21 protein-coding genes are annotated in these 25,286 nt (G+C 68.7%); 11 read left to right on the top strand and 10 right to left on the bottom strand.

Features of this window, described 5'->3' with window-relative positions; translation table 11 throughout:
* The first annotated feature begins 87 nt into the window (after positions 1-87).
* The gene (locus EZJ19_RS07075) at positions 88-2,016 is read left to right on the top strand and encodes a sigma-54-dependent Fis family transcriptional regulator (protein WP_131446041.1); all 1,929 of its coding nucleotides are present in this window, start codon (positions 88-90) and stop codon (positions 2,014-2,016) included.
* Positions 2,017-2,025: 9 nt separating this feature from the next.
* On the opposite strand, the gene ispH is transcribed toward EZJ19_RS07075, so the two are convergent.
* From ispH to murJ, 7 genes are all read right to left on the bottom strand, one after another.
* Positions 2,026-2,952: a 4-hydroxy-3-methylbut-2-enyl diphosphate reductase gene (gene ispH / locus EZJ19_RS07070; protein WP_131446039.1), complete on the bottom strand. Its 927-nt coding sequence runs from the start codon at positions 2,950-2,952 to the stop codon at positions 2,026-2,028.
* Positions 2,945-3,379 (bottom strand): FKBP-type peptidyl-prolyl cis-trans isomerase, encoded by a 435-nt coding sequence (locus EZJ19_RS07065; protein ID WP_131446037.1) that lies wholly within the window; start codon positions 3,377-3,379, stop codon positions 2,945-2,947. Before EZJ19_RS07065 ends, ispH begins: the two co-directional genes overlap by 8 nt.
* Positions 3,376-3,852, bottom strand: a complete 477-nt coding sequence (gene lspA, locus EZJ19_RS07060; RefSeq protein WP_131446035.1) for a signal peptidase II — start codon at positions 3,850-3,852, stop codon at positions 3,376-3,378. Before lspA ends, EZJ19_RS07065 begins: the two co-directional genes overlap by 4 nt.
* On the bottom strand, positions 3,839-6,595 hold the full coding sequence (gene ileS / locus EZJ19_RS07055) for an isoleucine--tRNA ligase (RefSeq protein WP_131446033.1): 2,757 nt from the start codon (positions 6,593-6,595) through the stop codon (positions 3,839-3,841). The genes lspA and ileS overlap by 14 nt, the downstream gene beginning before the upstream one ends.
* A 1-nt stretch (position 6,596) precedes the next feature.
* Positions 6,597-7,520: a bifunctional riboflavin kinase/FAD synthetase gene (locus EZJ19_RS07050; RefSeq protein ID WP_131446031.1), complete on the bottom strand. Its 924-nt coding sequence runs from the start codon at positions 7,518-7,520 to the stop codon at positions 6,597-6,599.
* A gap of 87 nt (positions 7,521-7,607) precedes the next feature.
* On the bottom strand, positions 7,608-10,529 hold the full coding sequence (locus EZJ19_RS07045; protein ID WP_131446029.1) for an EAL domain-containing protein: 2,922 nt from the start codon (positions 10,527-10,529) through the stop codon (positions 7,608-7,610).
* A gap of 98 nt (positions 10,530-10,627) precedes the next feature.
* Positions 10,628-12,160 (bottom strand): murein biosynthesis integral membrane protein MurJ, encoded by a 1,533-nt coding sequence (gene murJ, locus EZJ19_RS07040; protein ID WP_131446027.1) that lies wholly within the window; start codon positions 12,158-12,160, stop codon positions 10,628-10,630.
* Positions 12,161-12,289: 129 nt separating this feature from the next.
* On the opposite strand from murJ, the gene rpsT reads away from it, so the two are divergent.
* From rpsT to EZJ19_RS07025, 3 genes are all read left to right on the top strand, one after another.
* A complete protein-coding gene (gene rpsT / locus EZJ19_RS07035) occupies positions 12,290-12,553 on the top strand; it encodes a 30S ribosomal protein S20 (protein WP_131446025.1) in 264 nt (87 codons plus the stop codon).
* Between the two features lie 266 nt (positions 12,554-12,819).
* The gene (gene ppa, locus EZJ19_RS07030) at positions 12,820-13,368 is read left to right on the top strand and encodes an inorganic diphosphatase (protein ID WP_131446023.1); all 549 of its coding nucleotides are present in this window, start codon (positions 12,820-12,822) and stop codon (positions 13,366-13,368) included.
* A gap of 37 nt (positions 13,369-13,405) precedes the next feature.
* Entirely contained in the window at positions 13,406-13,963 is a 558-nt protein-coding gene (locus tag EZJ19_RS07025; RefSeq protein ID WP_131446021.1) for a metallophosphoesterase family protein, read from the top strand.
* A gap of 4 nt (positions 13,964-13,967) precedes the next feature.
* Here the strand turns inward: EZJ19_RS07025 and EZJ19_RS07020 are convergent, their stop codons facing one another.
* On the bottom strand, positions 13,968-14,543 hold the full coding sequence (locus tag EZJ19_RS07020; RefSeq protein WP_131446019.1) for a hypothetical protein: 576 nt from the start codon (positions 14,541-14,543) through the stop codon (positions 13,968-13,970).
* A 348-nt stretch (positions 14,544-14,891) separates the two neighbouring features.
* Between EZJ19_RS07020 and EZJ19_RS07015 the strand changes: the two genes are divergently transcribed.
* The 5 genes from EZJ19_RS07015 to EZJ19_RS06995 all read left to right on the top strand — a co-directional run bounded on the left by EZJ19_RS07015 (position 14,892) and on the right by EZJ19_RS06995 (position 21,219).
* Entirely contained in the window at positions 14,892-16,175 is a 1,284-nt protein-coding gene (locus tag EZJ19_RS07015; RefSeq protein ID WP_131446017.1) for a CoB--CoM heterodisulfide reductase iron-sulfur subunit A family protein, read from the top strand.
* A gap of 3 nt (positions 16,176-16,178) precedes the next feature.
* Positions 16,179-18,428 (top strand): hydrogenase iron-sulfur subunit, encoded by a 2,250-nt coding sequence (locus EZJ19_RS07010; protein ID WP_131446015.1) that lies wholly within the window; start codon positions 16,179-16,181, stop codon positions 18,426-18,428.
* 10 nt (positions 18,429-18,438) lie between these two features.
* Complete coding sequence (locus tag EZJ19_RS07005) at positions 18,439-19,071, top strand: 4Fe-4S dicluster domain-containing protein (protein WP_240754691.1); 633 nt, start codon at positions 18,439-18,441, stop codon at positions 19,069-19,071.
* Positions 19,072-19,084: 13 nt separating this feature from the next.
* Positions 19,085-19,981, top strand: a complete 897-nt coding sequence (locus tag EZJ19_RS07000) for a CoB--CoM heterodisulfide reductase iron-sulfur subunit B family protein (protein ID WP_131446013.1) — start codon at positions 19,085-19,087, stop codon at positions 19,979-19,981.
* 422 nt (positions 19,982-20,403) lie between these two features.
* On the top strand, positions 20,404-21,219 hold the full coding sequence (locus EZJ19_RS06995) for a class I SAM-dependent methyltransferase (RefSeq protein ID WP_131446011.1): 816 nt from the start codon (positions 20,404-20,406) through the stop codon (positions 21,217-21,219).
* A gap of 43 nt (positions 21,220-21,262) precedes the next feature.
* Here EZJ19_RS06995 and EZJ19_RS06990 read toward each other — a convergent pair whose 3' ends face one another.
* Positions 21,263-22,141 carry a LysR substrate-binding domain-containing protein gene (locus EZJ19_RS06990; RefSeq protein WP_131446009.1) on the bottom strand — a complete coding sequence of 293 codons (879 nt, stop codon included), beginning with the start codon at positions 22,139-22,141 and terminating at the stop codon, positions 21,263-21,265.
* Between the two features lie 92 nt (positions 22,142-22,233).
* Between EZJ19_RS06990 and metE the strand changes: the two genes are divergently transcribed.
* The gene (gene metE, locus EZJ19_RS06985) at positions 22,234-24,543 is read left to right on the top strand and encodes a 5-methyltetrahydropteroyltriglutamate--homocysteine S-methyltransferase (RefSeq protein WP_131446007.1); all 2,310 of its coding nucleotides are present in this window, start codon (positions 22,234-22,236) and stop codon (positions 24,541-24,543) included.
* On the opposite strand, the gene EZJ19_RS06980 is transcribed toward metE, so the two are convergent.
* Complete coding sequence (locus tag EZJ19_RS06980) at positions 24,521-24,814, bottom strand: hypothetical protein (RefSeq protein WP_131446005.1); 294 nt, start codon at positions 24,812-24,814, stop codon at positions 24,521-24,523. The two genes, metE and EZJ19_RS06980, sit on opposite strands and share 23 nt — an antisense overlap.
* Positions 24,815-24,871: 57 nt before the next feature.
* Between EZJ19_RS06980 and EZJ19_RS06975 the strand changes: the two genes are divergently transcribed.
* Positions 24,872-25,186, top strand: coding sequence for a hypothetical protein (locus tag EZJ19_RS06975; protein WP_131446003.1), 315 nt, complete (start codon positions 24,872-24,874; stop codon positions 25,184-25,186).
* Positions 25,187-25,286 lie beyond the last annotated feature (100 nt).

Here is a 25,286-nt window from a genome sequence, read left to right as displayed (position 1 = left end):
ACACAGTCGCGGCGCCTTGCCCGGGGTTGCTCTTGCCAGCCGCCGGCAAGTCCCGATAGCCTGCGATCCGAGGAGGAGGATGCTGTCATGTTCGATACCCAGCCCAAGGGGCCGGGCGCCGTCCTGCGCCAGGCCCGCAGCCGCTTGCTGGAGAGCGGCGACATTCCGAGCGAACTGCCGGTGGATGCGGTGGTGGCCCGTTCCTGGCGGCGCAGCCTGCGCGCCGGGCTGATGCCGGCCGGCCGCCTGCCGGAGGTCGTGCACCTGAGCGGCGCGCAGCTCGCCCGCCTGCGCGAGCGCCAGCAGGAACTGCTCGCCCACGCCCGTCCGGTGATGGAATACCTGTACCGGCAGACGCGCGACAGCGACAGCATGGTGATCCTGGCCGACGACCGCGGCCTGCTGCTCCAGGCCATGGGCGACTCGGCCTTCCTGAGCCGCGCCGAGCGCGTCGCCCTGGCGCCCGGCGCTTCCTGGGCCGAGCGCTACCGCGGCACCAACGCCATCGGCACCGCCCTGGCCGAAGCCGAACCGGTGGTCATCAACGGCCCCGAGCACTATCTGGAGCGCAACGCCTTCCTGACCTGCGCGGCCGCCCCGGTGGCGGCGCCGGACGGCACCCTGCTGGGCGTGCTGGACATCTCCGGCGACCATCGCCGGCACCACCCGCACACCTTCTGCCTGGTCCGCTCGGCCGCCCAGATGATCGAGAACGGCCTCTTCGAGGCGCGCCACGGCGGCAACCTGCAACTGCGCTTCCACCCCCTCGCGGAGGGCATCGGCACGGTCGCCGAGGGGGTCCTGGCCCTGTCCGAGGACGGCTACGTGATCGGCGCCAACCGGGCTGGCCTGGAGATACTCGGCCTGCGTCCGGCCGACCTCGGCGCCCAGCACCTGGAACGCCTGCTGCACGTGCGTCTGGAGGACCTGCTCGCCTGGGCGTACCGGCGCGGCAGCGAGATCATGCCGGTGCAGGCGAGCCGGGGCGGCCGTCTGTTCGTGCGCGTCGAGGCCGGGCGGGTGTTGCGCATGACGGCCGCGGCGCCGGTGCCGGCCGCGGCGCCGACGGACGCCCTGGCGGCCCTGGATACCGGTTGCGGCCACATCCGTGCCGCCGTGACCAAGGCACGCCGGGTCCTCGACAAGGCCATCCCGGTCCTGCTTCAGGGCGAGTCCGGGGTGGGTAAGGAGGTGTTCGCCAAGGCCATGCACGATTCCGGGCCGCGCCGGGAGCAGGCCTTCGTCGCCGTCGATTGCTCGGCCTTGCCGGAGAACCTGATCGAGGCCGAGCTGTTCGGCTACGCGCCGGGCGCCTACACCGGCGCGCGCCGGACCGGCTCGCCCGGGCGCATCCGCGAGGCGGATGGCGGCACCCTGTTCCTGGACGAGATCGGCGACATGCCGCTGGCCATGCAGAGCCGGCTGTTGCGCGTCCTCCAGGAGCGCCAGGTGACGCCGCTGGGCGGCGGCAAGCCGGTGGCCGTGGACTTCGCCCTGGTCTGCGCCACGCACCGCAACCTGAAGGCCGAGATGGAGGCCGGCCGTTTCCGTGCCGACCTGTACTACCGGCTGAACGGCCTCACCCTGATGCTGCCGGCCCTGCGCGAGCGCACCGACTTCCCCTTCCTGCTCGACCGCCTGCTGGCGGACCTGGCACCCGGCCGCCGGATCGGCTTCGAGACGGAGGTGGCCGGTGCCCTGGCCGATTTCGCCTGGCCTGGCAACATCCGGCAACTGGTCAACGCCTTGCGTACGGCCTGCGCCCTGCTCGACGAGCGCGCGACGCGCATCGGCTGGGCGCACCTGCCGGACGATCTGGTCGAGGAACTGCGCGCCCCGGCGCGCTGCCTGCGCCGGGCGGGCGGCGAGGCCGGCGAGGACCTGCGCAGCCTGTCCGCCGTCGCCATCCGGCGTGCCGTGGAGGCGAGCGCCGGCAACATGTCGGAGGCGGCGCGCCGGCTGGGCATCAGCCGCAACACCCTGTACCGCCGCCTGAAGCGCGGCGGCCTCGCCTAGCGGCCTGGCCTAGGCCAGGCCCTTGGGCAGGGCGAAGCTGACCTTTTCCTCGATGCCGGCCTGGACGCGCACGTCCCGGGCGCCCAACTCGCGCAGGCGGGCCAGGACCCCGTCCACCAGCACCTCGGGCGCCGAGGCGCCGGCGGTGACGCCGACGCAGGACTTGCCGACCAGCCAGGCGGGGTCGAGCTGGTCGGCGTTGTCGACCATGTAGGCGGCGCGGCCGAGGCCGGCCGCCACTTCGCGCAGGCGGTTGGAATTGGAACTGTTGGGCGAGCCGACCACGATCACCACGTCGCAGTGTCCCGACAACTGCTTGACCGCGTCCTGGCGGTTCTGGGTGGCATAGCAGATGTCGTCCTTCTTCGGTCCGACGATGTTCGGAAAACGGGCTCGCAGGGCCTCGACCACGCGCGCGGCGTCGTCCACCGAGAGGGTGGTCTGGGTGACGTAGGCGACCTTGTCCGGATTGGCGACGGCGAGGCCGGCGACGTCGGCCGGCGTCTCGACCAGGAACATGCCGCCGTCGGCCTGGCCCATGGTGCCCTCGACCTCCGGGTGGCCCTTGTGGCCGATCATGACGATCTCGTAGCCTTCCTTGCGCTGCTTGACCACCTCCTTGTGCACCTTGGTGACCAGCGGGCAGGTGGCGTCGAAGACGTTCAGGCCGCGGGCCTCGGCGGCCACGCGCACCGATTGCGGCACGCCGTGGGCGCTGAAGATCAGGGTCGCGCCGTCGGGGACGTCGGCCAGGTCCTCGATGAAGACGGCGCCCTTGGCCTTCAGGTTGTCGACCACGAACTTGTTGTGCACCACCTCGTGGCGCACGTAGATGGGGGCGCCGAAGCGGGCCAGGGCGGCCTCGACGATGGCGATGGCGCGGTCGACGCCGGCGCAGAAGCCGCGCGGGTTGGCGAGCAGGACGTGGTCAGGCATGTTCTATCGCAAGTATCTGGACGTCGAATTCGATCGGCAGGCCGGCCAGGGGGTGGTTGAAATCGATGCGCACGACCGCGTCCTCGACCGCCAGGATGGTCCCGGTCAGGACCTGGCCGTTGGGCAGTTCGAAATCGACCTGCCGCTCCGGCTCCAGTTCGGCGTCGGCCGGGAACTCGTGCCTGGGCAGGTCCTGCACCAGGTCCTCGTCGCGCTCGCCGAAGGCCTGCCAGGGCATCAGTTCCAGGGTCCGGCGCTCACCTTCGGCCAAGCCGATCAGGTTCTGCTCCAGGCGGGCGTCGATGTCGCCGGCGCCGACCGAGAAGCTCTCCGGCGCGTTCGGGAAGGTGTCGGCGATCTCCTGGCCGTAGCTGGCGATGCGGTAGTGCAGGGTGACCCGGTCGCCGGGCCGTACGCGCGCCGTCATTTCTTGCCCTGGAAGGCGTCCAGGACCAGCAGGACGGCCCCCACGGTGATGCCGGAGTCGGCGACGTTGAAGGCCGGCCAGTGCCAGGCGCCGGCGTAGACGTCGAGGAAGTCGATGACGTGGCCGTAGAGCACGCGGTCGACCACGTTGCCGACCGCGCCGCCCAGGATCAGGGCCAGGCCGATGCAGAAGCGGGCACGGCCGCGCACCTTGCGCAGGATGTCGACGATCACGGCGGCGGCGACCAGGGCCAGCGCGATGAAGAAGAAGCGCTGCCAGCCGGGCTGGTCGGCGAACAGCGAGAACGCCGCGCCGGTGTTGTGGACGTGGACCAGGTTGAAGAAGCCGGTCAGCGGCACGACGTCCTGGTAGGGGGCGAGGGTGGCGACGACCGCCAGCTTGCTGGCCTGGTCGAGGGCTAGGACCAGGGCAGCCAGCCAGAGCCAGGCGAGGCCGGATTTAGGCTTTGTCACGCGACTCGCCCTCGCCGTACAGGTTGCTCACGCAGCGGCCGCACAGGCCCGGGTGGGCCGGATCGGCACCGACGTCGGCGCGCACGTGCCAGCAGCGCTCGCATTTCTCGTGGCCGAGCGCGCCGACCTCGACGCGCGTCTCGCCGGCGCTGCGCTCGACCCTGGCGGCCGAGGTGATGACCACGAAGCGCAGGTCGTCGCCCAGCCCGGCCAGGAGGTCATAGTCGGCGCCGTCGGCCAGGAAGGTGACCTCGGCCTGCAGGGAGGAACCGACCTGGCCGGCCGCGCGCAGTTCCTCGATGCGCTTGGTGGCCAGGCCGCGCAGCTCGCGCAGACGGGCCCAGCGGGCCAGGAGGTCGTCCGCGCCGGCCTGTTGCGGCAGTTCGTGCCAGACCGTCAGGAAGACGCTGTCGCCGCTGCACTGCAGGGCCCAGATTTCCTCGGCGGTGAAGGACAGGACCGGCGCCAGGAGCCGGGTCAGGGTGTGCAGGATGTGCCACAGCGCGGTCTGCGCCGAGCGCCGGGCGCGCGAGTCGGCGCCGGCGGTGTACAGGCGGTCCTTCAGGATGTCGAGGTAGAAGGCGCCCAGGTCCTCGGAGCAGAAGTTGTGCAGGCGCTGCACCGCGGTGTGGAAGCTGTAGACCCGGTAGTCGGCCAGGACTTCTTCCTGCATCCGCCGGGTCAGCGCCACCGCATAGCGGTCGATCTCCAGCCAGGCCTCGGGCGCCAGGCCGTTGTCCTCGATGCGGAAGTCGGCGGTGTTGGCGAGCAGGAAGCGCAGGGTGTTGCGGATGCGCCGGTAGGCCTCGACGACGCGCTTGAGGATCTCGTCCGAGATGGTCAGTTCGCCCGAGTAGTCGGTGCTGGCGACCCACAGGCGCAGGATTTCCGCGCCCAGGGTGTCGGACACCTTCTGCGGGGCGATGACGTTGCCCTTCGACTTGGACATCTTCATGCCCTTGCCGTCGACCACGAAGCCGTGCGTCAGCAGGGCCTCGTAGGGGGCGTGGCCGTCGGTCGCGCAGCCGGTCAGGAGCGAGGACTGGAACCAGCCGCGGTGCTGGTCGGAGCCTTCCAGGTAGAGGTCGGCCGGGTGCTTGAGCCCTTCGCGTTCCTTGAGCAGGCAGGCGTGGGTGACGCCGGAGTCGAACCAGACGTCCAGGGTGTCGCCGGCCTTCTCGTAGTGCTCGGCGTCGGCGCCCAATAATTCACTTGGCTCCAGGCTGAACCAGGCCTCGATGCCCCGCTTCTCGACCCGCTTGGCGACCTCTTCGAGGATCTCCTGCGAGCGCGGATGCAGCTCACCGGTCTGCTTGTGCATGAAGAAGGTGATCGGCACGCCCCAGTTGCGCTGGCGCGAGACGCACCAGTCGGGCCGGGTCTTCATCATCGCCTCAAGGCGGGCGCGGCCCCAGGACGGGAAGAACTCGGTGTCCTCGACCGCCTGCATGGCCTTGGCGCGCAGGCTTTCCTTGTCCATGCCGATGAACCACTGCCGGGTGGCGCGGAAGATGATGGGCGTCTTGTGGCGCCAGCAGTGCGGGTAGCTGTGCTTGATCGTTTCCTGGGCCAGGAGGTGGCCGTTGTCGGTCAGCGTCTGCAGCACGGTCTTGTTGCCGGCCCAGATCGACTGGCCGCCGACGATGGGGGTGTCGGGGTAGAACTTGCCGTCGCCGCCGACCGGGTTGGCGACTTCCAGGCCGTACCTGAGGCCGGCGACGTAGTCGTCGTGGCCGTGGCCGGGGGCGATGTGGACCAGGCCGACGCCGGCGTCGAGGCTGACGAAGTCGGCCAGGATGACTGGCACCCGGCGGTCGTAGAACGGGTGTTGCAGTTGCATGCCCTCGAGGGCGGCGCCCGGAACCTGGGCGATGGTTTCCACCGCCTCGAAGCCGTAGCGCTTGATCGCCGCCTCGGCGAGGTCGCGGGCCAGGATCAGGATGCCCTTGGGCGTGCGCACCAGGTCATAGACGAAATCGGGATGTACCGCGACCGCCCGGTTGGCCGGCAGGGTCCAGGGCGTGGTGGTCCAGATCACCGCGTAGGCGGGGCAGTCGCCGTCGGCCGGCAGGCCGACGCGGCGGGCCAGGTCGGCGCAGTCGGCGACCGGGAAGGCGACGTCGATGGCCGGCGAGGCCTTGTCCTCGTACTCGACCTCGGCCTCGGCCAGGGCCGAGCCGCAGTCGACGCACCAGTGCACCGGCTTGGCACCCAGGTAGAGGTGGCCGTTCCGCTGGATCTTGCCCAGTTCGCGGATGATGTCCGCCTCGAAGCGGAAATCCATGGTCAGGTAGGGGTGGTCCCAGTCGCCCAGGACGCCCAGGCGGATGAAGTCGGCCTTCTGGCGCTCCACCTGGCCGGCGGCGTATTCGCGGCACAGCTCGCGGAAGCGGGCGGCGGGGATGTCCTTGCCGTGGGCCTTCTCGACCACCAGCTCGATGGGCAGGCCGTGGCAGTCCCAGCCCGGCACGTAGGGGGCGTCGAAACCGTCCAGCGTGGCCGCCTTGACGATGATGTCCTTGAGGATCTTGTTCACCGCGTGGCCGATGTGGATGTCGCCGTTGGCATAGGGCGGGCCGTCGTGCAGCACGAACAGGGGCCGGCCCTTGGACTGGGCCCGGATCTTCTCGTACAGCTTCCTCTCGCGCCATTGGGCGATCCAGCCCGGCTCCCGCTTGGCGAGGTCGCCGCGCATGGGGAAGGGGGTGTCGGGCAGGTTCAGGGTGTCTTTGTAGTCAGCCATGTCAATTCACGTTCAGGAGTTCACGTGCCAGGCGGGCGTCGTTGCCGATCTGCGCCACCAAGGCCTCGAAATTCGGGAATTTCACCTCGTCGCGCAGCTTGTGCAGGAATTCCACGCGCAGGTGGCGACCGTACAGGTTGCGGTCGAGGTCGAACAGGTGCACTTCCAGGGTCGGGTTGCCGTTCGGATGCACCGACGGCCGGGTGCCCAGGTTGGCCACGCCGGGCCAGTTCGGGCTCGACAGGCCCTGGACGCGGACCGCGAAGACGCCCTTGACCGGCGGCCGGTTGTGCTTGAGCAGGATGTTCGCGGTCGGGAAGCCGATCTTGCGGCCCAGTTGGTCGCCGCCGACGACCCGCCCGGAGATCGAATACGGGCGCCCGAGCATCTGTGCCGCGCCGGCCATGTCGCCGCCCGCCAGGGCTTCGCGCACCGCGGTCGAGGAGGCGCGCCGGCCGGCCGCCTCCACGGTATGCATGGCCTCGGCCTGGAAGCCGAACTTCTCGCCGTAGGCCATCAGGCTATCGAAGTCGCCGGCCCGTCGGGCGCCGAAACGGAAGTCGTCGCCGACCAGCACGTAGCGCGCCTTCAGGCCCTCGACCAGGATGCGCTGTACGAAGTCCTCCGGCGAGAGGGCGGCGAACGCCTTGCTGAACCGGCAGACATGGACATGGCCGACGCCCAGACGCTTGAGGATTTCCAGCTTCTCGCGCAGGCTGGTCAGGCGGGTGGGGGCGTCCTGGGGCGTGAAGATTTCGCGCGGATGCGGCTCGAAGGTGAGCACCGTGGGCAAGCCCCCGGCGGCGGCCGCGCGCGCGGTCAGGCGGGCCAGCATGGCCTGGTGGCCGAGGTGGACGCCGTCGAAGTTGCCGATGGTGACGGCGTTGGGCCGGGTGGCGGCGGGCCAGCCGTGGGTGATGAGCATCGGGCGGATATCTGCTTGAAAGGGCTGAATTTTAGCCGCCCGGCCGGGGCCGAGTCCATTCGCCGCTCCAGCGCGGTGGCCGCCGGCTCAGGCGGTGCCGGTTTCGCGGCCGAGGACGCGGGCCTGCAGCGCGCGCAGCCCGGCCACCAGTTCCTCGCGCAGGGCGAACAGTTCGGCCAGCCGGGCCCGCGCCCGTTCGCCCTCGCCGTTGCGTTGCTGGGCGAGCAGTTCGACGGCCAGGGCGTGGACCCGCTCGTGCGGCTCGGCCAGGGCGGCGAATTCGGCGAGGTGGCCGTAGCGCTGGCGGCCGTGCTCGCGGTACCAGGCCCCGAACGCGCAGGCGTTGGGATTCACCTCGACCGGCAGTTCCAGGCCGTCGATACCTTCGAGGTGGTTGGCCAGGTTGTCTATCCAGGCGCGGTGGTTGTGTTCGGCCAGGAGGAGGGCGAAGTTTTCCTTGTTCCAGTGCCGGTAGCTGTCCTCGCTCCAGGTCTCGGGGGGCTGCCAGCGGACCAGCCAGGTGGGCAGCTCGGCGGCCGGCATGGCGCGGGCGATGCGGAAGCCCTGGGCGTTGCGGCAGCCCAGCTGCATGAGCAGCAGGCCGACCTCGACGCTGTCGACGCCTTCCGCCACGACGCCGCGGCCGAACGCCTCGGCCAGGGCGATGACGCCCTCGACGATGGCCAGGTCCTCGGGGTCGTGCAGCATGTCGCGCACGAAGCCGCGGTCGATCTTCAGCCACTCGACCGGCAGGCGCTTGAGGTAGGTCAGCGAGGAATAGCCGGTGCCGAAGTCGTCCAGGGCGAAATGGCAGCCCAGCCGGCGGCACTCGGCGATGATCGCGGAGACGCGCCCGAGGTCGGCCAGGGCGGCCGTCTCGACGATCTCCAGGATCAGGTCGCCGGCCTGGAAGGCGGGATAGCCGGCCAGCTTGCCGGCCAGGCGGTCGACGAAATCGGGGCGTTGGATATGGTGGGCCGAGATGTTCACGCTGACCGGCATGGTCAGGCCGTCGCGCCGCCAGGCGTCGACCTGGCGCAAGCCCTCGTCGAGGACCCAGTCGCCCAGCGCGGTGTCCAGGTCGCTGTTTTCGATGGCGGGCAGGAACTGGCCCGGCATGAGCAGGCCGCGTTCCGGATGCTGCCAGCGGACCAGGGCCTCGACGCCGATGACCTGGCCGGTCAGCATGTCGACCTTGGGCTGGTAGTGGAGCACGAACTCGCCGCCGGCCAGGCCCTGGCGCACGCCTTCCTGGCTCTCGCGGTGGCTGCGCGCCCGGCGGTCGCCTTCCAGGTCATAGAAGTGGTAACGGCTGCGGCCGTCCTGTTTGGCCGAATACATGGCCTGGTCGGCATGCCGGATCAGGGTGTCGGGGTCTTCGTCGTCGTTCGGATACAGGCTGACGCCGATGCTGGCGGTCAGGCTGACCGGCTTGTCGGCGATCAGGATGGGGCGGGAGATGGCGCCGAGCAGGCGGTTGAGCGACTGCTCGCACTCCTCGGTGTTCTTCAGGCCCTGGAGGAGAAAGGCGAATTCGTCGCCGCCCAGGCGCGCCACGGTGTCGCCGCCGCGCACCACCGAGCGCATCCGACGGGCCATCTCGATCAGCAGGCGGTCGCCCTGTGCGTGACCGTATTCGTCGTTGACCGGCTTGAAGCCGTCCAGGTCCAGGTAGCACACCGCCAGCAGCAGGCCGCTCCGGCGCGCCTGGCCGATGGCCTGGCGCATGCGGTCGGCGAGCAGGACCCGGTTGGGCAGCCCGGTCAGGGCGTCGTGCTGGGCCAGGTGGACCAGTTGGGCCTCCTGCTGCTTGATCTGGCTGATGTCGTTGAAGACGCCGACGTAGTGGATCAGGCGGCCGTCGTCGTCGCTGACCGCGGTGATGGTCAGCCGCTCGGGGAAGACGTCGCCGTCCTTGCGCCGGTTCCAGACCTCGCCCGACCAATTGCCCTGGTGCTCGACCGTGCGCCAGATCTCCCGGAAGAAGTCCTGGTCGTGACGTCCGGAGGACAGGAACACCGGCGTCCGGCCCAGGGCCTCCTCACGCTCGTAGCCGGTGATGCGGGTGAACGCCGGGTTGGCGTCGAAGATGACGCCATGGGCATCGGTGAACAGGATGCCGTCCTGGGTGTGGCTGAACACGCTCGCCGCCAGGCGCAGGTCGTCGTTGTCCTTCTGGAGGGTCCGGGCCATGTCGTTGAAGCCCCTGGCCAGGGCCGCGGCCTCGTCGCCGCCCTGGTCCTCGACCCGGCAGGCGTAGTCGCCGGCGGCCAGCTTCTTGACCGCCTGGTTGAGGTTGCGCAGGCGCCGGACCACCAGGAAATGGACGAAGGCCCCGCTCAACAGGACGGCCAGCAGGACGACGCCGAGGTGGGTGGCCTGCTCGAGTTGCCAACGCCCCAGCACGCGCGCCTCCGTGGTCGCGGCCGGCAGGCGGACGCTGATGATGCCGCGCAGGTCGCCGGCCCGGTAACCCCAGGCCTCCGGGTAGGCGGCCCGGATGCTGGCCGGGGCGTCCTTGGGATCGCCATGGCATTTCAGGCAATAGGGTTCGATCCAGATCGGCGCCGCGTACTGGTAGTAGCGCGCCCCGCTCGGGTCGGTGAAGGTCACCAGTTGTTCCCGGGCCGTCGGGTTGGCGCGGAAGTAGCGGATCGCCGTCATCTCCATGGCGTCGGCGCGGTTGGCCGGGTTGCGCGGCCGGTCGCTGACGTTGTTGAAACGGATGCCGCGGTCGTCGAAGGCCTCGAAGGCCTTGGCGATGTGCGGCATGGCATGGGCCGGCAGCAGCGCCAGGGTGTGCTCGTCGATGGGGAGACCGCTGGCCAGGAAGGCCTCCTGGTAGGTGCGCCGGACCGCCATCAGGACGGCCTGCAGGGTGCGGCCCTCGTCGAGCAGGCTGGCCTCGACGTCGTCCTGGGAATGGCGATAGCCCAGCCACGCCATGACCGCGAGCGCGGCCAGCAGGGTCGTGCCGATCCCGAGCCAAATCTTGTAAACCAACCTCATCGGGGGCTACCCCCTTTTTTTATTTTGAAATGAGTAGATATACCGATCCGGGCGGATCATAGGGGAAAACGGGAACCGGGGATACCGGTACAGTTGGATCAGGCGCGGCGTCGGAATTGGCTGGGACGGAAGCCGAGCAGGCCGAGCGCGACGAAGTAGCTGGTGGCTCCGGCGAGTACCAGGAGGGCCAGGTGGCCGATCCGCGTCACCGTGGGATAGGCGAGCCAGCGGGCTTCGTCGAGCATGCCGAACCACAGGGTGGCGGCCATGACCGCGAGGGCGACGGCGAGCCGGGCCAGGAAGGCCGGCCAGCCCGGCTGGGGTCGGAAGATGTCCTGCTTGCGCAGGTGGTGGTACAGGATGCCGGCGTTCAGGCAGGCACCCAGGCCGATCGCCAGGGCGAGACCGGCGTGGCGCAGCTGCCAGACGAAGGCCAGGTTCATGGTCTGGGTCGCGAGCAGGGTGAAGACGGCGATCTTCACCGGCGTCTTGATGTTCTGCCGGGCATAGAAGCCGGGCGCCAGGACCTTGACCAGGATCAGGCCGAGCAGGCCGACCGAATAGGCGACCAGGGCCTGGCGGGTCATCTCGACGTCGTGGCCGGAGAACTCGCCGTGGTAGAACAGGGTGGCGACCAGCGGCACCGCCAGGATGCCCAGGGCGATCGCCGCCGGCGCGGCCAGCAGCAGGGTCATGCGCAGCCCCCAGTCGAGCAGCTTGGAATACTCGCCCGCGTCGTTGTCGGCGTGGTGCTTGGCCAGGGAGGGCAGCAGGATGGTGCCCAGGGCCACGCCCAGCATGCCGGTCGGGAATTCCATCAGGCGGTCGGCGTAATACAGCCAGGACACGCTGCCGGTGTCCAGGAAGGAGGCGAACAGGGTGTTGATGATCAGGCTGATCTGCGCCACCGAGACGCCCAGCGCGGCCGGCCCCATCAGCTTCAGGATCCGGCGCACCCCCTCGTCGCGCGGCGCCCAGTCCCAACCCGGCACCATGCCCAGCCTGCGCAGGGCCGGGACTTGGATGGACAACTGCAGGATGCCGCCCAGGAAGGCGCCCCAGCCCAGGGCCAGGACCGGCGGGTCGAACCAGGGCGCCGCCAGCGCGGCGGCCAGGATCATGGCCACGTTGAGCAAGACCGGCGTGAAGGCCGGTATCTGGAAGCGGCTCCAGGTGTTGAGGACGCCGCCGGCCAGCGACACCAGGGAGATGAAGACGATGTACGGGAAGACGATCCGGGTCAGGGTGACGGTGAGCTCGAACTTGTCCGGCGTCGCGGTGAAGCCGGGTGCCGAGACCAGGACGATGAGCGGGGCGCCGATCACGCCCAGGGCGGCGACCGCCATGAGGATGACGAACAGCAGGGTGGCGACCCGGTTGACCAGGACGTGGGTGGCGGCCTCGCCGCGCCGGTTCTTGTATTCGGCCAGCACCGGCACGAAGGCCTGCGAGAAGGCGCCCTCGGCGAACAGCCGGCGCAGCAGGTTGGGCAGCTTGAAGGCGACGAAGAAGGCGTCCGTGGCCGCCCCGGCCCCGAAGCTGCGGGCGATGACCGCATCGCGCACGAAGCCGAGTATGCGCGACAGCAGGGTCATGGAGCTGACGGCGGCGAGGGCCTTGAGGAGGTTCATCTGGACGAGGGCGTAGGGGGCGGGCAGCCCGGCATGTTAGAACAAGTTGACCGGGTCTTGCCATGCCCGGGCGAGATGGGTATCATGCGCGGCTTTCCGCTTCAACCCGAATATTTAGGAGTTGCCGACATGGCCAACACCGTCCAGGCGCGCAAGCGCGCCCGCCAGAACGACGTGCAACGCGAGCGCAACATGGCTCAGCGTTCCGAGTACCGCACCGCCGTGAAGAAGGTGCGCAAGGCCATCCTGGCCGGCGACAAGTCCGCCGCCCAGGCCGCCTTGCAGATTTCCATGTCGACCATGGACAGCATCGCCGACAAGAAGATCGTGCACAAGAACAAGGCCGCCCGCCAGAAGAGCCGCCTGTCCGCCGCCATCAAGGCCATGGCCTGACCGGTTCCGGCAGGTCGTTCAACGCACCTCGCTGAACCCGCCGCGTCCCATCCGGGTCGCGGCAGCGAACCCCCCCACTCCCGTGTCCTGCCCCGTCCTTCGCGGTGGTGGCGCGGGTATCCCATCCCGATCGAGTCCCCGGCCAAGGTCAGTTGCGCCGGCTGCGGTGCATTGTGGCGCCGGCTGGACTATTCGGACAGATAGGTCAGCATTTTGACCTGTGCCGTCGCTATAATGCGACGCCTAGCAACCCACTGGAGAGCATCATGAATCTGGACCGTGTCAGCCCGGGAGCCAACGTACCGGAGGAGATCAACGTCATCATCGAGATCCCCGCGCATTCCGACCCGGTCAAGTACGAGGTGGACCACGAGACCGGTGCCCTGTTCGTGGACCGCTTCATGAGCACGGCGATGCATTATCCGTGCAACTACGGCTACATCCCGCACACCCTGTCCAACGACGGCGACCCCTGCGACGTCCTGGTCCTGACCACCATCCCCCTGATTTCCGGTTCGGTGATCCGCTGCCGTCCGGTCGCCCTGCTGCGCATGACCGACGAATCCGGCGACGACGCCAAGGTCCTGGCCGTGCCGGTGAACAAGCTGTCCAAGCGCTGGGCCAAGGTGGCGGGTCCCGATGACCTGTCCGAGGAATTCCTGGACCGGGTCGCCCACTTCTTCGAACACTACAAGGACCTCGAAGAAGGCAAGTGGGTTCGGGTCGGCGGCTGGGAAGGCGCCGAGGCGGCCAAGCAGGAAATCATATCCAGCCTGGCGATGTACGAAAGCGCCGCCGAGAAGCCCAAGTTCTGACCTTTCGAGCGGGCGGCCGCGGCCGTCCGCCCCGACCATGAAGCTCTGCATCGTCTCCGATTCCCACGACAACCGCCGGCTGCTCGAGCACGCCGTGCAGGACGCGGTCGGTCGCGGGGTCGAGGCGATCCTCCATTGCGGCGACATCGTCGCCCCGACCACCCTCAGGGTGCTCAAGCGCTTCGGCCTGCCCGTGCATGCCATCCACGGCAACAACATGGGCGACATGCACGTCATGCACCAGCTTGCCCACGAGCCCGACAGCGTGGTGCGCTACCACGGCCAGGACGCCGTCCTGCACCTGGGCGGCCGCACCCTGTTCATGGTCCATTACCCGCACTATGCCGAGGGCATGGCCCTGACCGGCGATTACGACATCGTCTGCTGCGGCCACGACCACCGGGTCAGCACCCGGCCGGTCGCCAACGTCAAGGGCGGCACCACCTGGCTGGTCAATCCGGGGACCGTCGGCGGGGTCGGCAAGTCGCCGACCTATATCCTGGCCGACCTCGACAACCTCCGCTTCGATATCTACGACGTGCCGGCCGAGCCGGGCGAGGCCTGCAACGTCAGGCCGGCCAGCGTGCACGTCTGAGCCGTCACCAGCGACTCGGCGGCATGCCGCCGGGGCCGCCCGGGGCACCCCGCTCCGGGCGTTCCGGCCGGTCGCCGGCCTCGAAGCTGCCAACCAGACCCGAGTACAGGGCCGGCACCGTGCCGGCCAGGCGTTGGTCGGCGACGGCCTTCTGGTCGTCGTCGAGGGTCGCGTAGAGCGCCCGCGCCGACTCGGCGATGTCCTCCATGGCGGCCAGGCGGTTGCGCACCGTGTCCACCTTGGCGTCGATCTCGGCCGGGGCGCCGCGCCGGATCGGTGCGTTCAGGTCGACCCGCGTCTGGTCGGCCACCAGGCGCCCGACCCGGACCTGGTAGGTCTCCCAGAGCAGTTGCTGGCGCGCCGTCAGGTGCAGGGCGGCGGCCGTCTCGGCGAGCTGCCGCTCGGTCTGCTCGAGGACGTAGCCGGCGCCGCCGCGCACGCTCACCGAACGCCGGCTGCCGTCGCCGGAGTCGGTCATCGGAGCGCCGCCGGGCGGGCCGCCGCGGCCGCCCGGACCGGCACAGCAGCCGGCCAGCAAAATGGCGGCCGGCAGGAGGGTGGCGAGGAGACGGTGTGCCATGGCGTAGGCTCCTGGATGAGGGGGTCCGACGATTCTAGGGGGAGGCTCGCGCGCGACGTGTTTCGGCGCCGCGGCTTGGGGTAAAAGCATGTAAATCGCGGCGGCCCGCGGGCGTCGTCCGGTGGCCGCCGGCCGCGTCCGGCCGCGTGCCGGGCGCCTCCTGGATTCTTCTTTCTATTCATATCCTTAGCCGAATGTCCGATTTAGCGAGTCTATTCGTGCATAAGAAGTTTCGATTGCGCTTGTGGTCCGCTGGCCGGGTATCTCGGGTAACATTCAGCCCATTTCGCGTGGCCGGTCCTTGGCCACGTGCCGATTCTTTTGTCTTGTATCTTTTGGAGGCGACACATGACGTCTGTTGTGGCGACCAACCAGACCATTCTGGTCGTGGGCGGCGGCATCGCCGGCATGACCGCGGCACTCGAGGCCGCGGAAACCGGAAAGCAGGTCGTGCTGGTGGAAAAGAACCCCTACCTCGGGGGCCGCACCGTGCAGCTGTACCGCTATTTCCCCAAGATGTGCCATCCCAGCTGTGGCCTGGAAATCAACCTGCGCCGCCTCAAGGCCAACCCGCGCATCCAGGTCCTGACCATGGCCGAGGTCACCGGCATCACCGGCGACAAGGGCAACTACAGCGTCACCGTGAAGCTGGCCCCGCGCTACGTCAATGAGAGCTGCACCGCCTGCGGCGAGTGCAACAAGGCCGCCACCAGCGAGGTCGCCGACGCCTTCAACTACAACCTGGGCAAGGTCAAGGCCGCCTATCTGCCGGCCAACATGGCCTATCCCCAGCGCTACGTGATCGACGGCTCCGTGGTTGGCACCGCCGAGGGCGAGGCCATCAAGGCCGCCTGCAAGTACGGCGCGGTCGACCTCGACATGAAGGAAGAGGTCGTCACCCTGAACGCCGGCGCCATCGTCTGGGCCACCGGCTGGCAGCCCTACGACGCCGCCAAGATCACCCCCTACCGCTACGGCGAATTCAAGAACGTCATCACCAACGTCGAATTCGAGCGCCTGGCCGACCCGCACGGCCCCACCGGCGGCAAGATCGTCCGTCCGAGCGACGGCAAGGAGGCCAAGAACGTGGCCTTCATCCAGTGCGCCGGCTCGCGCGACGAGAACCACCTGCGCCACTGCTCGCGCTTCTGCTGCATGGCCTCGCTGAAGCAAACGCGGTATGTGCAGGAAGCCTACGGCGACGAGGGCAAGTCGACCGTCTACTACATCGACATCCGCGCCATCGACCGCTTCGAGGACTTCTACCAGGAAGTGAAGGCCAACCCGAACGTCTCCTTCGTCAAGTCCAAGGTGGCCCGCATCTCCGAGGACACGAACGGCGACCCGCGCCTGTGGGGCGTCAACACGGAAGGCTACGTGCGCTACTCCGAGCCGCATGACCTGGTCGTGCTGGCCGTGGGCATGGAGCCCTCGGTGAAGAACGTCGCCATCCCCGCCGAGGTGATGGGCGATTCCTCCGGCTTCGTCATGGCCGACCCGAGCAATGCCGGCATCTTCGGCGCCGGCTGCGCCACCAACGCACTGGACGTGAACCGCGCGGTGCAAAGTGCCACCGCGGCGGCCCTGCGCGCCATCCAGGTGGTCAACCAAGTCGCTCGTGCGGAGGCTTAAGAAATGGCTGATAAACACGCTGCTTACATCTGCACCGGCTGCGAACTGGGCACCCGCCTGGACGCCGCCGCCCTGGTCAAGACCGCCACCAAGGACGGCAAGATCGCCCTGGTGCGCGAACACGCCTTCCTCTGTTCCGCCGACGGCGTGGCGATGATCAAGAACGACATCGACAACGAGGCCGTCACCCACGTCGCCATCTGCGCCTGCTCGCGCCGCGCCAAGACCGAGGCCTTCAACTTCCCGACCGTCGCCATGAGCCGCGGCAACCTGCGCGAAGGCGTGATCTGGATCCGTCCCGACACCGACGAGGCCCGCGAGACCACCCAGGAGATGGCCGAGGACTACGTCCGCATGGCCTGCGCCGAGGTCAAGGCCATGAAGGTGCCCGAGGGCAACCAGAACACCGGTACCAGCAAGACCCTGCTGGTGGTCGGCGGCGGCATGTCCGGCATGACCGCGGCGGTCGAGGCCTCCAAGGCCGGCTACAAGGTGGTCCTGGTCGAGAAGACCGGCGCCCTGGGCGGCATGGCCGCCAAGCTGTGGAAGCGCATCCCGAACCGCGAGCCGTTCAAGGCCCCGATGGACAACGGCGTTGCCGACCTGGTCGCCCAGATCGACGCGGATGCCAACATCAAGGTCTACCTGAACGCCGTCGTCGCCAAGACCGCCGGTGCCCCCGGCCGCTTCAAGGCCGACATCGCCGTCGAGTCCGGCGCCGTCTCCACCGAGGACGTCGGTGCCATCATCCAGGCCTCCGGCTTCACCCCCTACGACGTCAACAAGCTGTCCCACCTGGGCGGCGGCCAGGCCAACGTGGTCGACCAGCTGGGCCTCGAGGCCCTGGCCAAGGCGGCCAACGGCGGCCCGATCAAGCGTGCCGACGGCAAGGAAGTGAAGTCCGTGGTGTTCGTCCAGTGCGCCGGCCAGCGCGACACCAGCGGCGAGCACCTGTCCTACTGCTCGGGCCACTGCTGCGCCACCAGCGTCAAGCAGGCCATGTACTTCAAGGACGCCAACCCGGATGTCGACACGGTCGTGCTCTACACCGACCTGCGCATGCCCGGCAACAACGAGGACTTCTACCGCGCCGCCCAGAACAAGGGCGTGATCTTCTCCAAGGGCGTGGTCTCCGGCGTCAGCACCAGCGGGGACGGCTGCAAGGTGCAGTTCAAGGACCTGATCCTGAACGAGGACACCTCCGCCGACGCCGACCTGGTGGTCCTGGCCACCGGCATGGTGCCGACCACCGGTCCCGACCTCGACGCCCTGTCCGAGGCCAACCGTGTCGCCGAAGGCAGCGACGAGAAGGCCGCGGTCGCCAAGGAACAGGTCATCCAGATGATGTCCACCTCGGTGCTCAACCTGGACTACCGCCAGGGCCCGGACATGCCGCAGTTCAAGCACGGCTTCAACGACAGCCACTTCATCTGCTTCCCGTACGAGACCCGCCGTACCGCCATCTACGCTGCAGGCCCGACGCGCCGGCCGATGGACATCGCCCAGGCCACCGAAGACGCCACCGGCGCCGCCATGAAGGCGATCCAGGCAATGGAGAACGCCGGCCTCGGCAAGGCCGCCCACCCGCGCGCCGGCGACCTGTCGTTCCCGACCGCCCGCCTGGAAGGCTGCACCCAGTGCAAGCGCTGTACCGTGGAATGCCCGTTCGGCGCCATCGACGAGGACGAGAAGCGCTTCCCGCTCTTCAACGAGTCGCGCTGCCGCCGTTGCGGCACCTGCATGGGCGCCTGCCCGGTGCGCGTGATTTCGTTCGAGAACTACTCGGTCAACACCGTCGGCGCCCAGATCAAGGCCGTGGACATTCCGGACGAGTTCTCCGAGAAGCCGCGCGTGCTGATCCTGGCCTGCGAGAACGACGCCTACCCGGCCCTCGACATGGCCGGCATGAACCGCAACGAGTACGACCCGTTCATGCGCGTCATCCCGGTGCGCTGCCTGGGCTCCGTCAACACCATCTGGATCACCGACGCGCTGAACTCCGGCTTCGACGGCGTCATGCTGATGGGCTGCAAGCACGGCGACCAGTACCAGTGCCACTTCGTCAAGGGTTCGGAACTGGGCCGCTACCGCATGTCCAAGGTGTATGACACCCTGAAGGGCATGAACCTGGAGACCGAGCGCCTGATGGACCTGGAAGTCGCCATCACCGACGTGGATACGCTGCCGAAGAAGATCAACGAGTACGCGGCCAAGATCCAGGAAATGGGCATGTCGCCGTTCAAGGGCCTGTGAGGAGATAGCGATGAGCGATATGAACCAGCAAATGTCGGCCAAGTACAAGAACAACTTCCTCAAGGAGATCGAGGAACAGGCCGAGATGGGCGAATGGGTGAAGATGTGCATGCAGTGCGGCGTCTGCTCCGGTTCCTGCCCGACCAACTTCCACCCGGGCTGGGAGCACCCGCCGCAAGAGCTCTTCATGATGATCCGGGCCGGCAAGCGCGATGAGGTGCTCGACTCCCAGTCCATGTGGATGTGCGTGTCCTGCTACAACTGCTACGTGCGCTGCCCGCGCAAGGTGCCGATCACCCACATCATGCACGGCATCGCCGAGTATGCCTACCGGATCGGCCGGGCGCCCAAGAACCAGCCCACCCTGCACCTGTCGCAGACCTTCTGGAACAACGCCACCAAGACCGGCCGGGTCAACGAGGTCCAGCTCACCCAGAGCCTGTACTTCAAGGACGGCATCATGGACGGCATCAAGAAGGCCATGGCCATGCAGGACGTCGCCCTGGGGCTGGTCAAGGCCGGGCGCCTGAACGTCATGGAAGCCATCGGCGGGGGCCACAAGTGCAAGGACATCAAGGGCATCCACGCCATGCTGGCCAAGGCCAAGGAACTGGAAAACCAGCGCAAGGGCCGTGCGGCCTAAGGAGCAATTAGAGATGGCTAAGAAAGAATACGCGTTCTACCCCGGCTGCTCGTCCCAGAAGGGCGCCTCGGCGTCCAACTACCTGGTTTCGGTCGACTCGATGTGCAAGACCCTGGACATCAAGATGACCGAGATTCCGGACTGGAACTGCTGCGGCGCCTCCATCAGCTATGCCGAGGCCGGCGAACTGCCGCGCCTGGCGATGAACGCCCGCAACTTCGCCCTGTCCGAGCAGCACCTGCCCGGCCAGGACATCGTCGCCACCTGCGCCGCCTGCTGGCTCGGCTCGCGGGAATCCAAGGAGCGCCTGGAGCACAACAACACGCTCATGGACGACACCAACAAGGCGCTCAAGGAAGCCGGTCTGAACCTCAAGGTGATTCCCGAAGTCCGCCACATGGTGGAAGTCCTGATCGAGGACCTGGGCTATGCCGAGCTGGCCAGCCACGTCAAGAAGCCGCTCGAAGGCATGAAGATCGCCGGTTACGTCGGCTGCCAGACCAACCGGCCGTTCGGCATCCAGGGCGAGTCGTTCGAGAATCCGATGTACCTGGACAAGCTGATCGAGAGCGTGGGCGCCCAGGCGACCAAGTTCGACCAGAAGGTGACCTGCTGCGGCGGCGCCCTGGCGTTCTCGGAGCCGGACAAGGCGCAGGCCCAGATCAAGGACATCATCGAGGCCGCCTACGACTCCGGCGCCGAGATGCTGGTCACTCCGTGCCCGCTTTGCCAGGCCAACACCGAGGTCTACCAGGGCCAGATCAACAAGAAGTACGGCACCAAGTTCCAACTGCCGGTGCTCTACTACTCGCAGCTGATGGTGCTGGCCTACGGCGGCTCCGCCAAGGATGCCGGCCTCAACGGCCAGGTGATCCGGGCGCGCAGGCTGGAGGAGTTCGCCGGCAAGTAGGCGCGGCGACGCCGACTGCGAAACGGGGGCCTCGGCCCCCGTTTTTTTTTGCGCCGGCAACCACCTGCCGGGCGTTGCCGGCGCGGCCGCCGGACCGGCAAGGGTTGACGGTCGTTTGTCGGGCTCGTTACAGTGCGGACCAACCATGGGGTTGCCGATCGGCCGGAAGGCCGGCAGGACGGCAATCCGGCGTCGGCCGGTGCCGGCGAATTCCGGTGGCAGCGGCGCCGGGGGCGGTGTCCGCGATGCCGGACCACCGGCCTCCATGGTCATCATTAATCAGCTTGGGCGGGGTCTCCGGGAAACCGGCGGACAGGGGCGCGTCGTTGCCGTCGCAGACGGTGTCGGGCCGGCCATGCCTTTACCCCTCCCAGCCGTTTTTCAGCCCCTGGCGGGCAGTACGATAAGGAGTGGCGCGAACGATGAGCATGACTGAATCCACGGCGATGACTGCGGCTGGCTTCGAGCAACGGGAGCACCGGCGGCGTTCCCTGTTTTCGCATACCTGGGAGGCCTTGATCCCCGACGTGTTCAAGGACGTGCCCCGGTATTACCGGGTGGGCAACGTGGTGGCGAGTTTCGGCCTCTGGGAAGTCTGGGTGTGGCAGTTCCTGGGTACCATGGACTTGCCGGCCGGCGCCAAGGTGCTGGACGTCTGTGCCGGGACCAACGACATCGGCATCCGGCTGTTGCGCCGGCGCCCGGACCTGGCCGTGACCGCCATCGACCGCAGCCGGGAGATGCAGGAGGAAGGCCAGCGCAGGGCGCGCAGCTACGGCGTGCATATCGACAGCGTGGTCGACGACGTGCACGCGCTGCCGTTCCCGGACGCCAGCTTCGACGCCGTCACGCTGCAGGCGGCTTCGCGCCACCTGCAACTGGACAAGGTCCTGCCCGAGATCCGCCGGGTCCTCAAGCCGGGCGGCACGTTCTACCACTGCGACATGCTGAAGCCGAAGTCCCGCCTGGTCGAACGGTTCTACCTGATGTTCCTGCACTTCTCGGTGGCCTGGACGGCGGTGATCTTCCGCTCCACCGCCACCTCCAGGCAGTGCCGCGACTATTTCAAGCACGCGATCGCGAACTTCTACACGGCGGAGGAATTATCCGAGGTGTTCCGCCTGGTCGGCTTCACCGACATCCGCTGCAAGAAGAGCATCTGGGGCGGCATGGTCGCCTTCCACGCCTCGCACAAGCCGGCAGACCAGTCCGAGGCGCCGGCCGCCGGCGCGCGCTGATCCGCCCCCCGTCCGGGCGGCGGAACGCCGTCCGTCGTGGGCGTCAGCGGATGGCGTCGAGGAAGCCGGCCAGGTGGGCCAGGCGCGCCTCGGCGCCGCGCACGGCGGCGTGCAGGCGGCCGGTCAGGCCGTCGGCCGCGCCCAGCCGGACCGTCCGGATTCTGTCTTCCGCCACGCCGTGGGCACAGGCCCAATCGGGCAGCACGGCGACGCCCTGGCCGAGCGCGGCCAGTTCGACCTGCATGGCCGTGCTCTCCACCTCGCGCACCCGCGCCGGCGCCACGCCGGCCGGCCAGAGGAAGCGGGCGAACACGTCCAGACGCGGGCGCGCCACCGGGTAGACCAGCAGGGTTTGCTCGGCCAGATCTTCCGGCCGCACCGCCGGGCACCCGGCCAGCGGGTGCCCGGCGGCCACGACCAGGCGCATCTCGTAGTCGAACAGCGGCGTCCATTCGAGGCCGGGCAGCGGCCGCCGGTCCGGACTCAGCACCACGTCCAGGGCGCCCTCCTGCAGGCGCGGGAGCGGGTCGAGGCTGGCCGACAAGACGACGTCCAGTTCGACGCCGGGAAAACGGTCCCGGTAGCCGCGCAGCCGCGGCAGCAGCCATTCCAGGCAGCTGTGGCATTCGCTGGCGATGTAGAGCCGGCCCGTCCGGCCGGCGGCCAAGCCGCGCAGGTCGGCCAGCGCCTCGTCCACCTGGGGCAGCACCCGGTTCGCCAGTTCCAGCAAGCGCCGGCCGGCCTGGGTCGGCGTCGGCGGCCGGGCGGCCCGGTCCAGCAGGCTGAGATTCAGGCGTTCTTCCAGTTCCTTCAGTTGATGGGACAGGGCCGACTGGGTGAGGTGCAGGCGCGCCGCCGCCGCGGTCAGGCTGCCGGCCTCGGCGAGGGCGGCGAGGGTACGCAGGTGGCGTAGTTCGATCATGAAAAATCCTCATCAAATACTGAAAACGTTTCGTTTGTTTTCATTCTGCACCGGCCTGAAACTGCGCGCTTTCATTTTTCGAGGCTGATCGCATGACTGTCATCCATACCCTGGGCCTGCCCCGCATGGGCGCCGGGCGCGAACTGAAATGGGCCCTGGAGGGCTACTGGAAGGGCGACACGGACCGGGACGCGCTCCTGGGCCGGGCGCGTGAACTGCGTGCCCGGCACTGGGACATGCAGGTAGCGGCCGGCTGCCGCTACGTGACCGTGGGCGACTTCTCCCTGTACGACCAGGTCCTCGACATGACCGCCCGCCTGGGCGTCGTCCCGGCCCGGTTCGCCTGGCCCGGCGGCGAGGTCGACATCGACACCTATTTCCGCATGGCACGGGGGCGGGCGCCGCGCGGCGAACCGGCTTTCGCCTGCGCCATGACCAAATGGTTCGACACCAACTACCACTACATCGTCCCGGAATTGGCGCCGGGGCAAGGCTTCGTCCTGGCACGCGACGATCTGTTCGACCAGGTGGCCGAAGCGCAGGCCCTCGGCCACGCCGCCAAGGCGGTCATGGTGGGGCCGCTGACCTGGCTGTGGCTGGCCCGGCCGCAGGGCGCCTTCGACAAGCTCGAACTCCTCGACGGCCTGCTGCCGGTATACGGGCAGATCCTGGCGCGCCTGGCCGGCCAGGGCGTGGCCTGGGCGCAGCTGGACGAACCCATCCTGGCACTCGACCTGGCGCCGGCCTGGCGGGCCGCCTTCGAGCGGGCCTACCACGTGCTGCAGAGCGCCGGGCCCAAACTCATGGTGGCCACCTATTTCGGCGCCCTGGAGGACAACCTGACGACGGCCGCCAAGCTGCCGGTCGCCGGCCTGCACGTGGACGCCGTGAGCGCCCCGGAGGAACTCGTCCAGGCGCTCGACTGGCTGCCGGCCACCAAGGTGCTGTCGGTCGGCTGCGTGGACGGCCGCAACGTCTGGCGCGCCGACCTGGACGCGCTCCTGGACCGCCTGGCGCCGGTCCGCGCCCGGTTGGGCGAGCGGCTCTGGCTGGCGCCGTCCTGTTCCCTGTTGCACGTTCCACTGGAGTTGGCGCCGGACACCGGGATCGATCCGGAGATCAAGCCCTGGCTGGCTTTCGCACGCGAGAAACTGGCCGAGCTGGCGACCCTGGCACAGGCCCTGGACCACGGCCGCGAGGCGGCCGCCGCGGCCCTCGCGGAAACACGCGCCGCCCTGGCCGCGCGCCGGGCCTCGGCCCGGGTGCACCGGGCCGAGGTGGGCGCCCGCCTGGCGGCCGTCCGACCGGAGGACAGCCGCCGCCGGTCGCCCTATGCGTCCCGGGCGGCGTGCCAACGCGCCTGGCTGCAACTGCCGCTCTATCCCACCACCACCATCGGCTCCTTTCCCCAGACCGCCGCGATTCGCGCCGCCCGGCGCGATTTCAAGGCCGGCCGGATCGCCCGGGCGGCCTACGAGGAGGCGATGCGCGCGGAAATCCGCCACGCGGTCGCGGTCCAGGAGCGCCTGGGCCTGGACGTCCTGGTGCACGGCGAGGCCGAGCGCAACGACATGGTGGAGTACTTCGGGGCGCAACTGGACGGCTACGCCTTCACCGGCAACGGCTGGGTGCAGTCGTACGGCTCCCGCTGCGTCAAGCCGCCGGTCATCTACGGCGACGTGGCGCGCCCGGCCGCCATGACCGTGGCCTGGAGCGTCTACGCCCAGTCGCTCACCGGCAAGCCGATGAAGGGCATGCTGACCGGCCCCATCACCATGCTGAAGTGGGCCTTCGTGCGCGACGACCAGCCCTGGCGCCTCACGGCTTTCCAGATCGCCCTGGCCTTGCGCGACGAGATCCGGGACCTGGAAGCCGCCGGCATCGGCGTCATCCAGGTCGACGAACCCGCCTTCCGGGAGGCCATGCCCCTGCGCAGCGGCCGGCGCAAGGCCTACCTGGCCTGGGCGGCCGAGGCCTTCCGCCTGGCCAGCGCCGGGGTGGCGGACCGGACCCAGATCCACACCCACATGTGCTATTCGGAGTTCAACGACATCATCGCCGCCATCGCCGACCTGGATGCCGACGTCATCACCATCGAGACGGCGCGTTCCAACATGGAACTGCTCGACGCCTTCGCCGGCTTCGCCTATCCGAACGAGATCGGTCCCGGCGTCTACGACATCCACTCCCCGAACGTGCCCGAGGTGGCGGCCATGGCGAGGCTGATGGAAAAGGCGGCCGCACGCGTCCCGGCCGAGCGGCTCTGGGTCAACCCCGATTGCGGCCTGAAGACCCGGGCCTGGCCCGAGACCGAGGCGGCGCTCGCCAACATGGTGGCGGCGGCGCGCCGGTTGCGGGCCCGAGCCGGCCAGGCGGTTGTCAACGCCCCGGCCCGATACTAAATTGCCGTGACGCCCATCGAGCCGGAGCCGTGATGAAAACAGCCCCCTTCTTCCTTGCCTTGTTCCTGGCCAGTTCGTCCGTGTCCGCGGGGGCAGCTTCGAGATCCTTGCCATCGGAGACAGCCAGACCAACGGCAAGGGGGTCGAGCCCGGCGGCTCCTATCCGGAGCAGCTCGAGTCGCTCCTGCGCGCCGATGGCCTGGACGTCGCGGTCAGGAATTCCGGCATCGACGGTAACGGTTCCTTCGACATCTACGACCGCCTGATCCATGGCGAGGTCACGGACAAGACCCGGATCGTCATCCTCCAGGAAAGCACCAACGACTCCGTGGCCTCGATCGAGTACACGGAGAAGTCCCTGGCTTGGCTCGAGGACCACCACCTGCCCGCGATCCTGATTTCCAACCGCCGCGTGCAAAGCGACGACGAGGCACGCCTGATGGCCGAGCGCCATGGCGCCGTCTACTACGGCAGCCTGTTCCGGGCCGTGCCCAAGGACGCCGACCATGTCCAGATGGGCGAATGGCAGATGAAGAAGGGCGGGCAGACGGACAACCACATGACCGCGAAGGGCTACGGCGTCCTGGCCAAGCTCATGAGGAAGTCGGTTAAGACGGTGATCGAGGCAAACCACCTCGACTGAAGCGGGCGGCGCCTGTGCCGGTTCCCGCCCCGCCCCGGGTCATCGGGATCCGCGCGGGCGTGGGTTACCATAGCCGCGCGATGGCGTGGCGGGACAGGAT

It is taken from the genome of Parasulfuritortus cantonensis, from assembly GCF_004337445.1.
Taxonomy (GTDB): Bacteria; Pseudomonadota; Gammaproteobacteria; order Burkholderiales; family Thiobacillaceae; genus Parasulfuritortus; species Parasulfuritortus cantonensis.
Note: the sequence above shows the minus strand (reverse complement) of the source record. Positions and strands in the feature narration are given on the sequence as shown.

What these genes read in the sequence shown, in the direction of transcription:
- EZJ19_RS07075 (WP_131446041.1), top strand. Translation starts at nt 88, where the DNA reads ATGTTCGATACCCAGCCCAAGGGGCCGGGCGCCGTCCTGCGCCAGGCC.
- ispH (WP_131446039.1), bottom strand. Translation starts at nt 2,952, where the DNA reads ATGCCTGACCACGTCCTGCTCGCCAACCCGCGCGGCTTCTGCGCCGGC.
- EZJ19_RS07065 (WP_131446037.1), bottom strand. Translation starts at nt 3,379, where the DNA reads ATGACGGCGCGCGTACGGCCCGGCGACCGGGTCACCCTGCACTACCGC.
- ileS (WP_131446033.1), bottom strand. Translation starts at nt 6,595, where the DNA reads ATGGCTGACTACAAAGACACCCTGAACCTGCCCGACACCCCCTTCCCC.
- EZJ19_RS07050 (WP_131446031.1), bottom strand. Translation starts at nt 7,520, where the DNA reads ATGCTCATCACCCACGGCTGGCCCGCCGCCACCCGGCCCAACGCCGTC.
- EZJ19_RS07045 (WP_131446029.1), bottom strand. Translation starts at nt 10,529, where the DNA reads ATGAGGTTGGTTTACAAGATTTGGCTCGGGATCGGCACGACCCTGCTG.
- murJ (WP_131446027.1), bottom strand. Translation starts at nt 12,160, where the DNA reads ATGAACCTCCTCAAGGCCCTCGCCGCCGTCAGCTCCATGACCCTGCTG.
- rpsT (WP_131446025.1), top strand. Translation starts at nt 12,290, where the DNA reads ATGGCCAACACCGTCCAGGCGCGCAAGCGCGCCCGCCAGAACGACGTG.
- ppa (WP_131446023.1), top strand. Translation starts at nt 12,820, where the DNA reads ATGAATCTGGACCGTGTCAGCCCGGGAGCCAACGTACCGGAGGAGATC.
- EZJ19_RS07025 (WP_131446021.1), top strand. Translation starts at nt 13,406, where the DNA reads ATGAAGCTCTGCATCGTCTCCGATTCCCACGACAACCGCCGGCTGCTC.
- EZJ19_RS07020 (WP_131446019.1), bottom strand. Translation starts at nt 14,543, where the DNA reads ATGGCACACCGTCTCCTCGCCACCCTCCTGCCGGCCGCCATTTTGCTG.
- EZJ19_RS07015 (WP_131446017.1), top strand. Translation starts at nt 14,892, where the DNA reads ATGACGTCTGTTGTGGCGACCAACCAGACCATTCTGGTCGTGGGCGGC.
- EZJ19_RS07010 (WP_131446015.1), top strand. Translation starts at nt 16,179, where the DNA reads ATGGCTGATAAACACGCTGCTTACATCTGCACCGGCTGCGAACTGGGC.
- EZJ19_RS07005 (WP_240754691.1), top strand. Translation starts at nt 18,439, where the DNA reads ATGAGCGATATGAACCAGCAAATGTCGGCCAAGTACAAGAACAACTTC.
- EZJ19_RS07000 (WP_131446013.1), top strand. Translation starts at nt 19,085, where the DNA reads ATGGCTAAGAAAGAATACGCGTTCTACCCCGGCTGCTCGTCCCAGAAG.
- EZJ19_RS06995 (WP_131446011.1), top strand. Translation starts at nt 20,404, where the DNA reads ATGAGCATGACTGAATCCACGGCGATGACTGCGGCTGGCTTCGAGCAA.
- EZJ19_RS06990 (WP_131446009.1), bottom strand. Translation starts at nt 22,141, where the DNA reads ATGATCGAACTACGCCACCTGCGTACCCTCGCCGCCCTCGCCGAGGCC.
- metE (WP_131446007.1), top strand. Translation starts at nt 22,234, where the DNA reads ATGACTGTCATCCATACCCTGGGCCTGCCCCGCATGGGCGCCGGGCGC.
- EZJ19_RS06980 (WP_131446005.1), bottom strand. Translation starts at nt 24,814, where the DNA reads ATGGATCAGGCGGTCGTAGATGTCGAAGGAACCGTTACCGTCGATGCC.